We start from the raw sequence: 12,217 nt of genomic DNA, 5'->3' as shown, positions 1-12,217 counted from the left end.
GCTCACGCCGCTCCTACAAGACAATCCTCTGCATGTAGGAGCGGCGTGAGCCGCGAAGCCAGTAGCAAGGAGATCACCAGCACCTTTGCGATCCGATGCACCCTCAGCTTCGCGGCTGACCCCCCACCCACAAACAGGACGAACACCGGTGACGCCCCAGCCCAGCAAGGCTCGGCACTACCCAAGAAAAAGCCCGGCTTTTGGCCGGGCTGTTTCTTGGGTGCTGCTCAGATGCTCAGAGCTGGGATTCCTGCACCTGCACCTTGTAGCGCTTGCGCATGCCGTCGACATAAGCCTTGGCTGCGGCGGCGCCGTCGATCTGGCTCAGCTGATCCTTGAGCATGGCCTGCTGCGCTTCCGGCACTTCGGCCGGGTTGCCCGGGGTCACCTTGGTGACCGCGAACACCGCATAGCGGCCCGGCTCCATCTCGACCTTGCCATAGCTGGGCTTGTCGCCGACCGGAGCCGCAGCGGTGAACGCAGCGCGGTTGGCTTCAGCGGTCGGCATCGGCGCGGTGCGCGGCAGGCCCGGCATTGGCAGCAACTGCAGCTGCTCGGGGCCAGCCAACGCCTGCAGGGTCTGGCCGCCGTTCAACTTGGCCAGCAACGCGTCAGCAGCCTTCTTCGAGGCCTCTTCGGCACGGTGCAAACGCACTGCAGCGATCACCTGCTCACGCGCCTGCGCAAGCGGAATCGCCTGCTCCGGGGTGTGCGCGGTGACACGCACCATGACAGTGTGGTTCGGCGCCAGTTCGATCGGGTCGCTGACCGTGCCATCTTCCTTCAGTGCGTCGGAGAACACGGCCTTCAACACTGCCGGATTGGCAGCGATGCCGCTGGCGTTGCCACGGTTGAACGGGCCCAGGCTCTGCACCGGCAGGCCAACTTCCTTGGCTGCGCCGCCCAGTTCGGTCGGGTTCTTGTACACCAGATCGACCAGGCGACTGCTCAGCTCATTGAACGCCTTCTCGGTATCGGCCTGCAGCTGCTCGGCAGCCAGCTGGTCACGCACCTCTTCGAACGGACGGCCTTCGCCACCCTTGATCTCGCGCAGCTTCAGCACGTGGTAGCCGAACTCGGTCTTGACCGGGCCAACCACGTCACCAGCCTTCATGGCGAACAGCGCGTCTTCGAACGGCTTGACCATCACGCCCTTCTCAACCCAGCCCAGGTCGCCACCGGCATCCTTGGAGCCCGGATCTTCCGAGTTGGCCTTGGCCAACGCAGCGAAGTCGGCACCCGGCTGCTTGGCTTCGGCGGCGAGCTTGGCCGCCTTGGCCTCGGCTGCCTTCTCATCGCTGCCCTTGGCAATCAGGATGTGCGAAGCCAGACGCTGGTCGGCACTGACAAAACGCGCCTTCTCGTCTTCATAGCGCTGACGCAGGGCAGCTTCGTCAGCCGCCGTCGCTGCCGGCATGCTGGCAGCGTTCAGCTCAACGTATTCAATGGTGACGCTTTCCGGCTGGCGGAAATCCTTCGGGTGCGCCTTGTACCACTGGTCGATCTCGGCATCGGTGACTGCGGCGGTGTCAGCGGCAACAGCCGGCAGCAACGCGAACTCGACGTCACGGGTTTCACCGAGCAGCTTCAACAGACGCTCGCTCTCACCCTTGGTGGTGAAACCCGATTCGGCCAGCGCGGAAGGAATGATCGACTGCTGCAGGCTGGTACGCACCAGTTGCTCGAACATCGCCGGTGTACGCGGCGGCATGCTCTGCGCCAGCGCCAGACGGTACTGGTCAGCATCGAACTTGCCGTCCTTCTGGAAGCCAGGGATCGCCGCGATGTAATCACGAACGGCCTTGTCGCCGATGACGATATGCGCATCTTCGGCAGCCAGGCGAACGACCTGTTCGTCGATCAGCTGATCAAGCACGAGGCGCTTGTTCTCGGTGGTCTCGAATTCGCGCGGGTCGAAGTTGTCGCCCTGCTGTTCGCGCGCCTGCATGCGTGCCTGTTCGAAGCGGCCGCGGAAGTCCTCGACGCTGACTTCGTGGTGCTTCCACAGGAACGACATCGGCCACCACGACGGTGCCGACGTCCACCATGACGGCGGGGCGGACACCTTGGCAACGTTCTGTGCGCCGACACCACCGAGGTAGCTGTTGTCGATCACAAACAGGAACGGGATCATCAACAGGCCCATGATCACCGTAACGATCCAGCCTGAGGTCTTGTCGCGAAGTTTCTGCAGCATGGGCAAATCGAGGCCTGAGTGGCGAGCCGGGCAGTTTAACCCGCTTCCTGCCCTGCGCCCAACTCGGGCACTGTCAATCGCGGGCCAAAAAAAAGCCCCCGGCTTGCGCCGAGGGCTTTGAGACAACTGGCGGAGCGGACGGGACTCGAACCCGCGACCTCCGGCGTGACAGGCCAGCATTCTAACCAACTGAACTACCGCTCCACACTTTCAAACTGTACTGCAATGCTTAACTTGGTGGGTGCTGAGGGTTTCGAACCCCCGACCCTCTCCGTGTAAGGGAGACGCTCTACCGCTGAGCTAAGCACCCCAGCTGAGCCGCTTAGTTTACAGCGTCTTTCAGAGCTTTACCAGCCTTGAAGGCAGGATTTTTTGCAGCAGCGATTTTGATCTCTTCGCCGGTCTTCGGGTTACGGCCGGTGCGCGCAGCGCGCTCACGAACCTGGAACGTACCGAAGCCCACCAGAGTCACGGCCTCACCCTTCTTCAGGGCCTTGGTGATCTCGGCGATGACGGCATCAACCGCACGGCCAGCTTCAGCCTTGGTCAGGTCAGCAGCACCGGCAACGCCATCAATCAATTCGGTCTTGTTCATTCTGTAAAACTCCCTTTGCGGGTAATCCGCGGAATTATTTTGAGTGGCAGCCGTGCGTCCCCAAGACCCACGACCGCCGAAGAACCTGCAAACACGCCAGCAACAAGCTGATGCTGCGTGAGTGGCACTTTTATACCAGCGCCCCCCTACCCGCGCAAGCTGAAAAGCCTTTAATGACGCGGGTTTTGAGGGGTTTTACGTTCACACTTCAGTGCTTGACGCGGGCCGTGGGAGCTGCCTTCGTCTTGCCGCGAACTGCGACACGCTGCGCACTTTTACCTGTTTTCTTCGGCGCCAGCGGGGTTGCCAGCGCGATATCCAGCACTTCGTCGATCCACTTCACCGGCACAATGGTCAGATCACGGGTGACATTGGCCGGGATATCCACCAGATCCTTGCGATTCTCCTCGGGGATGACCACGGTGCGGATCCCGCCGCGCAGCGCCGCCAGCAACTTCTCCTTCAAGCCGCCAATGGCAGTGACGCGACCACGCAGGGTGATCTCGCCAGTCATCGCGACTTCGGCCTTGACCGGCACCTTGGTCAGCGTCGACACCAGCGACGTCACCATCGCGATACCCGCGCTGGGGCCGTCCTTCGGCGTGGCGCCATCGGGTACGTGCAGGTGGACGTCGTGCTTCTGCAGGAAATCCACGTCGATGCCGAGGGCCTCGGCGCGCGCGCGCACCACCGACAAGGCCGCCGTCGCCGATTCCTTCATCACGTTGCCGAGCTGGCCAGTCAGAGTCACTGCACCCTTGCCCGGGATCAGCGTCGACTCGACCTGCAGCAGCTCGCCGCCGACTTCGGTCCAGGCCAGGCCGGTGACCAGGCCGATCTCATTCTCTTCCTCGGCACGGCCGAAGTCGAAACGCTGCACGCCCAGGTACTTGTCCAGGTTCTTCGCGTCCACCACCACCAGCGCCTTCGGCTTCTTGGCCGACTTCTTGGCTGCAGCCTTCTTCACCGGCTGCGGCCCGGCCAGGGCGATTTCCTTCACCACCTTGCGGCAGATCTTGGCGATTTCGCGCTCGAGGTTACGCACGCCGGATTCGCGCGTGTAATAACGCACGATGCCGCGGATGGCATCTTCCTCGATCGCCAGCTCTTCAGGCTTCAGGCCATTGGCCTTGAGCTGCTTGCTCAGCAGGTAGCGCATGGCGATGTTGAGCTTCTCATCCTCGGTGTAACCCGGGATGCGGATAACTTCCATACGGTCCAGCAACGGGCCCGGAATGTTCAGCGAGTTGGAGGTCGCCACGAACATCACTTCGCTCAGGTCCAGATCGACCTCGAGGTAGTGATCGTTGAAGGCGTTGTTCTGTTCCGGGTCCAGCACTTCAAGCAGCGCCGAGGACGGATCGCCGCGGAAATCCATCGACATCTTGTCGATTTCATCCAGCACGAACAGCGGGTTCTTGCTGCCAACCTTGTTGAGGTTCTGCACGATGCGGCCCGGCATCGAACCGACATAGGTGCGGCGATGGCCACGGATCTCGGCTTCGTCACGCACGCCGCCCAGGCTCATGCGCACGAACTTGCGGTTGGTGGCCTTGGCGATGGACTGACCCAGCGAGGTCTTGCCCACGCCCGGCGGACCAACCAGGCACAGGATCGGGCCCTTCATCTGCTTCACCCGCGCCTGCACGGCAAGGTATTCAAGGATGCGATCCTTGACCTTGTCCAGCCCGTAATGGTCGGCGTCCAGCGTGTCCTGTGCGACCTTCAGATCCTTGCGGACCTTGGTGCGCTTCTTCCACGGCACGCCCAGCAGCCATTCCAGATAATTACGCACCACCGCGGCTTCGGCCGACATCGGCGACATCTGCTTGAGCTTGTTGAGCTCGTTCTTGGCCTTGGTCTCGACCGGCTTGGGCATGCCGGCTTCGGCGATCTTGCGCGCCAGCTCTTCCATCTCACCCGGCGCTTCATCCAGGTCACCCAGTTCTTTCTGGATGGCCTTCATCTGCTCGTTGAGGTAGTACTCGCGCTGGCTCTTTTCCATCTGCGATTTGACGCGGCCGCGGATGCGCTTTTCCAGCTGCTGCACATCGATTTCGCCGTCGACCAGACCGACCAGCATTTCCAGACGGTCGCCGACCTGCAGGGTCTCCAGCAGCTTCTGCTTGTCGGCCAGGCGCACGCCGATGTGCGCGGCAATGGTATCGGCCAGACGCGTCGGCTCTTCGATGCCGGCCAGGGTCTGCAACAGCTCCGGCGGCAGCTTGCGGTTGGTTTTGACGTATTGCTCGAACAGCGACATCAGCGAACGGGCAATCGCCTCGATCTCACGCGGCTCGCGCGAGTCGTCCGATTCGATTTCCACGCCGTGGCCCTGCAGCGAGCCGTCCTGCTCATGGACCTTGTCCACGGCCACGCGCGACAGGCCTTCGACCAGCACCTTGATGGTGCCGTCGGGCAGCTTCAGCAGTTGCAACACCTGCGCCAGGGTACCGACCGTATACAGGTCGGCAGCCGCCGGGTCGTCGGTTTCAGCCGACTTCTGTGCGAGCAGCAGGATGCGCTTGTCGGCCTCCATCGCGCGCTCCAGCGCCTGCATGGACTTGTCGCGGCCCACGAACAGGGGGATGACCATGTGCGGGAACACCACCACGTCGCGCAGCGGCAGGACCGGCAGGTCGAGGACTTCGAGTTGGGACTGGGCCATGGGGGCTCCGAGATTCGGTGGAGGCTAAATAAAAAAGCCGATGGCCCCGTTATGGGGCCATCGGCGAGGTGTTGCAAGAGCTGTCGAAAGCTGAACGTGAGCGGCGCAACCGCCTATTCACCTCAGCCCGCCCGGGTTCACTCGCCAGAGGCGGTTTTGACCGGTTCCGGCGGCGTCTGGTAGACGATGTAGGGCTCGGATTTGTTCTCGATGACCGACTCGTCCACCACAACCTTGCTGACGTTTTCCTGCGAAGGCAGCTCGTACATGGTGTCCAGCAGCACCGACTCGACGATGGTGCGCAGGCCACGGGCGCCGGTCTTGCGCTTGAGCGCCTTCTTGGCGATAGCCGACAGCGCATCGGGGCGGAACTCCAGCTCCACGTTCTCCATCTCGAACAGCTTCTTGAACTGCTTGGTGATGGCGTTCTTGGGCTCGGTCAGGATCTGGATCAGGGCCGGCTCGTCCAGCTCTTCCAGGGTCGCAACCACCGGCAGGCGGCCGACGAACTCCGGGATCAGGCCGAACTTGATCAGATCTTCCGGCTCGACCTCCGCCAGCACCTTGCCGATTTCCTGCTTGCGCTCGGCGCTCTTCACCTTGGCACCGAAACCAATGCTGCTGGTGTCGGTGGAACGGGCCTGGATCACCTTGTCCAGGCCGGCGAACGCGCCGCCGCAGATGAACAGGATGTTCTTGGTGTCGACCTGCAGGAATTCCTGCTGCGGGTGCTTGCGGCCGCCCTGCGGCGGAACGCTGGCCACGGTGCCTTCGATCAGCTTCAGCAGGGCCTGCTGTACGCCTTCGCCGGACACATCGCGGGTGATCGACGGGTTCTCGCTCTTGCGCGAGATCTTGTCGATTTCATCGATGTAGACGATGCCCTGCTGCGCCTTCTCGACGTCGTAGTCGCACTTCTGCAGCAGCTTCTGGATGATGTTTTCCACATCCTCGCCCACGTAACCGGCTTCGGTCAGGGTGGTCGCGTCAGCCATGGTGAACGGCACGTTGAGCAGGCGCGCCAGCGTTTCGGCCAGCAACGTCTTGCCCGAACCGGTCGGGCCGACCAGCAGGATGTTGGACTTGGACAGCTCGACGTCGTCGCTCTTGGAACGGCTCTCGATGCGCTTGTAGTGGTTGTACACCGCAACCGCCAGCGTGCGCTTGGCGCGGTTCTGGCCAATCACGTACTGGTCGAGCACCTCGAGGATCTCGCGCGGCTTGGGCAGCGAACTGCGCGCCGACTGCGCCTTTTCCTCAAGTTCCTCACGGATGATGTCGTTGCACAGCTCCACGCATTCATCACAGATGAACACGCTCGGGCCTGCGATCAGCTTACGGACTTCGTGCTGACTCTTGCCGCAGAACGAGCAGTACAGAATCTTGCCACTGCTGTCCCCGGTACGACCTTGCCGGTCTTCGCTCATGCTTCGCTTACCCAGTTGCTTCCCCCTCTGAACAGGGGGTTCAATTTCGAGAATAGCACAGGGCCGGAGGGACACCAGTCCGGTTCCGACCCTGCAAATTAGGCCGATTTTCTGGCCATTCAACGCATCAGGAGGCCTGGATGCTCTCTTCCGGACGGCGTTCCAGCACCTGGTCCACCAGACCGTAGGCCGCAGCTTCGGCCGCGCTCTTGAAGTTGTCACGCTCGGTGTCGCGGGCGATGGTCTCCAGGTCCTGGCCGGTGTGCTTGGCCAGCACCTCGTTCAGGCGCGAACGCAGGGTCAGGATTTCACGGGCATGGATATCGATGTCCGTGGCCTGGCCCTGGTAGCCGCCCAGCGGCTGGTGAATCATCACGCGCGAATTCGGCAGCGCGAAGCGCTTGCCCGGCGCACCGGCAGCCAGCAGCAGCGCGCCCATCGAGGCGGCCTGGCCGATGCAGGTGGTGCTCACGTCCGGCTTGATGTACTGCATGGTGTCGTAGATCGCCATGCCAGCAGTGACCACGCCGCCCGGCGAGTTGATGTAGATGCTGATTTCCTTCTCGGGGTTTTCCGACTCAAGGAACAGCAGCTGCGCCACCACAACGTTCGCCATATGGTCGTCGATCGGACCGACCAGGAAAATCAGGCGCTCTTTGAGCAGGCGCGAATAGATATCGTAGGCGCGCTCGCCGCGGCTGGTCTGTTCGACCACCATCGGAACCATGTTCAGAGCTTTGGTTCGGTTGTCCATTACGTGAGGCACCTATTTTGGGAGGGAACTCCCCGCGCCGTGGCGCGGGGATGAAACACCGCCAGCTTACTGGCGGATGGCTTCCTGGAACGTCAATGCCTGCTCGGTGTGCTGGGCGCGCTCGGCGATCCAGTCGATCACCTGCTCTTCCATCACACGGTTCTGCAGACCCGACATAAGCTGGGGATCATTGCGGTACATCTCAATGACCTGCTCCGGCTCTTCGTAGGTCGAAGCGATCAGGCGCATGGTTTCGTTCAGGCGCTTCGGGTCCAGGCGCAGCTCGTTCTTGCGGGCCACTTCACCGACCAGCAGGCCGACCAGCACGCGCTTGGAAGCGGCGTCCTTGAAGCCTTCATGGGCATCGGCCGGCACTTCGCCCGGGTTGCCGCCCTGGCGACGGATGGCATCAATCTGCTGGGCCAGCATCGAGCGGGCTTCACCCTCGACCAGACGCGGCGGCAGCTCGACCGAGGAATAGGCGGCAATCAGCTGCTCACCCACTTCGCGACGCAGACGGTTCATCAGCGCGCCCTTGAGCTCGCGCTCCAGGTTGGAGCGGATGTCGGCGCGGAACTGCTCCACGTCGCCATTCTTCACACCAAAGCTCTTGATGAAGGCGGTGTCGACTTCCGGCATGTCCTGCTCGGACACTTCGACGGCCTTGACGGTGACCTGCACGGTCTTGCCGGCCAGTGCCGGCACGCGCCAGTCAGCCGGGAACTCGACGTCCAGGGTCTTTTCTTCACCCTTGGCCAGGCCGACCAGGCCCTTTTCGATCTGCTCGAACATCATGCCCTGGCCGATGATGATGGTGCCCTTCTCGACACCCTCAGCCGGCAGACGCTCGTCGCCAGCCTGCGACCAGGTTTCCAGGCCAACCAGATCGCCTTCCTGGGCGCCGCGTGCAACCGGCTTCCAGGTGCGGCGCTGGGCGCGCAGGTTCTCGATCATCTGGTCGATGTCGGCATCGCTGATGTCGGCGGTGTGGCGCACGACGGTCAGCTTGGTGACGTCGACGTCGCCGAAGTCCGGGATCAGCTCAACGGTGGCAACGAAGTCGAACTCGCCTTCGCCGGCCTTGTCGATACGCGGGTTACCGGCAATACGCAGCTCGTGCTGGCGCAGGGCGGCGTCAAAGGTCTCGCGCAGCAGGCCGTCCAGCGCCTCGGCGCGCACCTGCGGGCCAAAACGCTGCTCGATCACCTTGGCCGGCACCTTGCCCGGGCGGAAACCCTTGATGCGCGCGGTGCGCGCGATTTCGCCAAGACGGCCGCTGATATGCCCCTGCAGACGCTCTTCCGGCAGCGAGAAGCTCAGGCGGCGTTCCAGATTGCCGGTGGATTCGATCGAAGCTTGCATGTTGACTCCTGCCACCGGCGGCAACCGCCCCGGTTCGATGTGATGGATGAAACGGTTGTAGGGCGCGGTTATGCACCGCAGCCCTTTAGTTTGGCCGATATCGCCCGTGGCCGCCAGCGGGCAGACCCATACAGGTTGTCTGCAGGTTGTCTGAAAGGCCCCAGAGTGGGCAAAGACCACCACTGACTGGTGCGAAAGGGGGGACTCGAACCCCCACGCCTTGCGGCACTGGAACCTAAATCCAGGGCGTCTACCAATTCCGCCACTTTCGCAATACTGACTCAGCGCAGCATTGTTGCAGGAGCGCCGACAAAGCGGAAGCCAGGCGCGCCTGCGCGCCGGCCCAACCATCAGCACCTGAACAATGACCGGGCGAACTACCACCCTGGCTAAGAAAAAAGCCGCCAGATTTCTCCAGCGGCTTTCGAATTTGGTGGGCTGTCAAGGATTCGAACCTTGGACCTATTGATTAAGAGTCAACTGCTCTACCAACTGAGCTAACAGCCCTGAAACTTCGAGGTGAATCTTACACTACAAGAGTGTTTTCCGCACCCGCCCAAAACACTGGGCTTACATAAAAAGAGAAAGCCGCTGGATCGCTCCAACGGCTTTCTTGATTTGGTGGGCTGTCAAGGATTCGAACCTTGGACCTATTGATTAAGAGTCAACTGCTCTACCAACTGAGCTAACAGCCCTGAAAATCAGGAGGCGAATGATGCCGCAACCTGACCTTTATTGCAAGCCCGGATGTTACTCCGATGCTTTGAAACAGTGGGGTGGCTGAGGGGATTCGAACCCCCGACCACCGGAATCACAATCCGGTACTCTAACCAACTGAGCTACAGCCACCACTGAAACCTTGCTACCTACCGCTTGCACCCGATGGTGCGCCCGACAGGAATCGAACCTGTAACCGCCGGCTTAGAAGGCCGGTGCTCTATCCAGTTGAGCTACGGGCGCTCTGACCGGATTGTCGCACTCCAACACGCGCTTGGTGCGTTGGATGGTCGGGGTAGAGGGATTCGAACCCCCGACATCCTGCTCCCAAAGCAGGCGCGCTACCAGACTGCGCTATACCCCGGCGGTGAATCCTTCCGATGCCCCGGAAAGGTCGGCTATTGTGGGAAGAACGCGCCTGTCTGTCAACGGTAAATTTCACTTTGTTTGAATTGGGTATGCTGGTGTTCGATTCCCGCCCACTTCATAGCAACGGAGCATTGCATGCGCAGCGGCAACCCTGCCCTTTCCGAATCCACCTTCCTCGACCTTGGCAGCGGCAGCGTGGTGTCACGCGGCGCCGATGCGATGAGCATCAACGGCACCGTCAACAAGACCGGCATCCTGTTGCTGCTGGCCGCACTGACCGCAGCGTTTGCCTGGAACGGCACCATCAGCGACAGCGGTGAGCTGCTGCCTGCGGCCAAGCTCTACATGTGGGGCGGCCTGATCGTCGGCTTCATCCTGTCACTGGTGACCATCTTCAAGAAGACCTGGGCACCGGTCAGCGCCCCGCTGTATGCATTGGCGGAAGGCCTGTTCCTGGGTTCGATTTCGGCCATCTACGAAGCGCGCTTCAACGGCATTGTGTTCCAGGCGGTGATCCTCACCTTCGGCACTCTGTTCGCACTGCTGTTCGCCTACCGCAGCGGCCTGATCAAGGCCACCGAGAACTTCAAGCTGGGTGTGGTCGCCGCCACCGGCGGCATCGCCCTGGTGTACCTGGCAACCATCGTGCTGGGCCTGTTCAACATCAACATCCCCTTCATCCATGAGTCCGGCCTGATCGGCATCGGTTTCAGCCTGTTCGTGGTGGTGATTGCAGCGTTGAATCTGGTGCTGGATTTCGATTTCATCGAAAGCGGCGTTGAAGCCGGTGCACCGAAGTACATGGAGTGGTACGGCGCGTTCGGGCTGATGGTCACCCTGGTGTGGCTGTACATCGAGTTCCTGCGCCTGCTGTCGAAGCTGCAGTCGCGTAACTGAGTTTGCTGCAGGCTGTTTGCGAAGGGCGCCTTTGGCGCCCGTCGCTGGTTTGTGGTGGGGCCCGCGAGGGGGGCGGGTGGATTGGAAAAAAACCCCCCCCCCGCCCGGGAGGGACTCAAAGCCCCGATGGGAGGGGGGGGGGCGGGCGGCTGGGGGCGCGTGGGGTTTTTGGGGTTGCCCCGTCTCTGCGTCGAACACCCCAAACAAAACCCCCCCGGGCCCGCCCCCCCCCCCCCACTACAGTCCTTCTGCGCTGCGTGAGGGACGGGTAACAAGCACCGCTAGCCGACCGCCCCGGCCTGCCCTGCGTAGTGTGCCGCCAGATGATCCACCAGCGCGCGCACCTTCGGCGCGAGAGCACGCGCATGCGGATAGAGCGCGAAGTAGCTGCGCTGCCCAGCATTCCATGTCGGCAACACCCGGATCAGGCGACCACTGCGCAGGTCTTCGCGCACGGTCAATGCAGTGAACAGACTGATCCCCATGCCGGCCAAGGTGGCCGCATGCAGCGCCGGGGTGGCCTGCACGCGTAGCCGCTGACCAACCTCGACACTGACACTGGCCCCGCGTGGCCCCTGCAACCGCCACGGTGTCGCAGCCCCGGCCGGACTGAAGGCCAATAGCGTGTGATCGCCCAGGTCAGCCACCTGCCGGGGCAAGCCTCTCGCTGCCAGGTAGGACGGTGCGGCCACCAGGATGCGTGGGCAACGCGCCAGCTCCCGCGCAACCAGCTGACTGTCCGGCAAGCTCGGCGCGATGCGCAGCGCCAGATCGAAGCCTGCGCCGACCACATCAACCAGGTTGTCGTCAGCGGAAAGATCCATCGACACCTGCGGATAGCGGGCCAGGAAGCCAGGTAACCAATGCGGCAGCTCCTGGCTCGCGACCACCTGCGGGACACTGATCCGCAGACATCCACTGGGCGTTGCCTGCCCCGCGCGGACGCGATCACCCGCCTGCTCCAACCGCTCCAGCAGTGCCACCGCATCACTGTAGTAATCACGACCGGCCTCGGTCAGTGAGAGGCGCCGGCTGTTACGGTCAAGCAGGCGAACCTGCAGGTGCTCCTCCAATTGGCGCAGTTGCCGCGACATGGCCGAATGGGTGGTATCCAGGCGCTCGGCGGCCGCGGTGAAACTACCAGCTTCGACTATGGCGCGCAGCGCGCGCAGGCAGGCGAAGTGATCCATCGGCAGGCAACCCCAGGGAGGCGAGCCCGCCAGGTGCGGGC

Annotated in this window: 8 protein-coding genes and 8 tRNA genes; 1 reads left to right on the top strand and 15 read right to left on the bottom strand. The window is 62.4% G+C overall.

From position 1 onward, the window contains the following. Nucleotides 1-235: 235 nt before the first annotated feature. The 14 genes from ACVOLV_RS14265 to ACVOLV_RS14200 form a co-directional block, all read right to left on the bottom strand. Entirely contained in the window at nt 236-2,197 is a 1,962-nt protein-coding gene (locus ACVOLV_RS14265) for a peptidyl-prolyl cis-trans isomerase (RefSeq protein ID WP_481554962.1), read from the bottom strand. A gap of 127 nt (nt 2,198-2,324) precedes the next feature. Then, nucleotides 2,325-2,401 (bottom strand) — tRNA-Asp (locus ACVOLV_RS14260). A gap of 31 nt (nt 2,402-2,432) precedes the next feature. Then, a tRNA-Val gene (locus tag ACVOLV_RS14255) sits at nt 2,433-2,507 on the bottom strand. Between the two features lie 12 nt (nt 2,508-2,519). Continuing rightward, the gene (locus ACVOLV_RS14250; RefSeq protein WP_481513476.1) at nt 2,520-2,792 is read right to left on the bottom strand and encodes an HU family DNA-binding protein; all 273 of its coding nucleotides are present in this window, start codon (nt 2,790-2,792) and stop codon (nt 2,520-2,522) included. 208 nt (nt 2,793-3,000) lie between these two features. Continuing rightward, nucleotides 3,001-5,460 carry an endopeptidase La gene (lon, locus tag ACVOLV_RS14245; protein WP_481554961.1) on the bottom strand — a complete coding sequence of 820 codons (2,460 nt, stop codon included), beginning with the start codon at nt 5,458-5,460 and terminating at the stop codon, nt 3,001-3,003. 137 nt (nt 5,461-5,597) lie between these two features. After that, nucleotides 5,598-6,887 carry an ATP-dependent Clp protease ATP-binding subunit ClpX gene (gene clpX / locus ACVOLV_RS14240; protein ID WP_481554960.1) on the bottom strand — a complete coding sequence of 430 codons (1,290 nt, stop codon included), beginning with the start codon at nt 6,885-6,887 and terminating at the stop codon, nt 5,598-5,600. Between the two features lie 127 nt (nt 6,888-7,014). Beyond that, entirely contained in the window at nt 7,015-7,641 is a 627-nt protein-coding gene (gene clpP / locus ACVOLV_RS14235; protein WP_057629317.1) for an ATP-dependent Clp endopeptidase proteolytic subunit ClpP, read from the bottom strand. Between the two features lie 66 nt (nt 7,642-7,707). Further along, entirely contained in the window at nt 7,708-9,003 is a 1,296-nt protein-coding gene (tig, locus tag ACVOLV_RS14230; protein WP_481554959.1) for a trigger factor, read from the bottom strand. A gap of 187 nt (nt 9,004-9,190) precedes the next feature. Further along, a tRNA-Leu gene (locus tag ACVOLV_RS14225) sits at nt 9,191-9,275 on the bottom strand. 159 nt (nt 9,276-9,434) lie between these two features. Beyond that, nucleotides 9,435-9,510: transfer RNA gene (locus ACVOLV_RS14220), tRNA-Lys, on the bottom strand. A gap of 112 nt (nt 9,511-9,622) precedes the next feature. Next, nucleotides 9,623-9,698: transfer RNA gene (locus ACVOLV_RS14215), tRNA-Lys, on the bottom strand. 77 nt (nt 9,699-9,775) lie between these two features. After that, nucleotides 9,776-9,852 (bottom strand) — tRNA-His (locus ACVOLV_RS14210). Nucleotides 9,853-9,886: 34 nt separating this feature from the next. Beyond that, nucleotides 9,887-9,963 (bottom strand) — tRNA-Arg (locus ACVOLV_RS14205). Nucleotides 9,964-10,007: 44 nt separating this feature from the next. After that, nucleotides 10,008-10,084, bottom strand: a tRNA-Pro gene (locus ACVOLV_RS14200). 140 nt (nt 10,085-10,224) lie between these two features. Between ACVOLV_RS14200 and ACVOLV_RS14195 the strand changes: the two genes are divergently transcribed. Further along, nucleotides 10,225-10,986: a Bax inhibitor-1/YccA family protein gene (locus ACVOLV_RS14195; protein WP_303749088.1), complete on the top strand. Its 762-nt coding sequence runs from the start codon at nt 10,225-10,227 to the stop codon at nt 10,984-10,986. A gap of 281 nt (nt 10,987-11,267) precedes the next feature. Here ACVOLV_RS14195 and ACVOLV_RS14190 read toward each other — a convergent pair whose 3' ends face one another. Next, complete coding sequence (locus tag ACVOLV_RS14190) at nt 11,268-12,176, bottom strand: LysR family transcriptional regulator (RefSeq protein ID WP_481554958.1); 909 nt, start codon at nt 12,174-12,176, stop codon at nt 11,268-11,270. Nucleotides 12,177-12,217 lie beyond the last annotated feature (41 nt).

Source organism: Stenotrophomonas sp. STEN023 (assembly GCF_056760135.1).
Note: the sequence above shows the minus strand (reverse complement) of the source record. Positions and strands in the feature narration are given on the sequence as shown.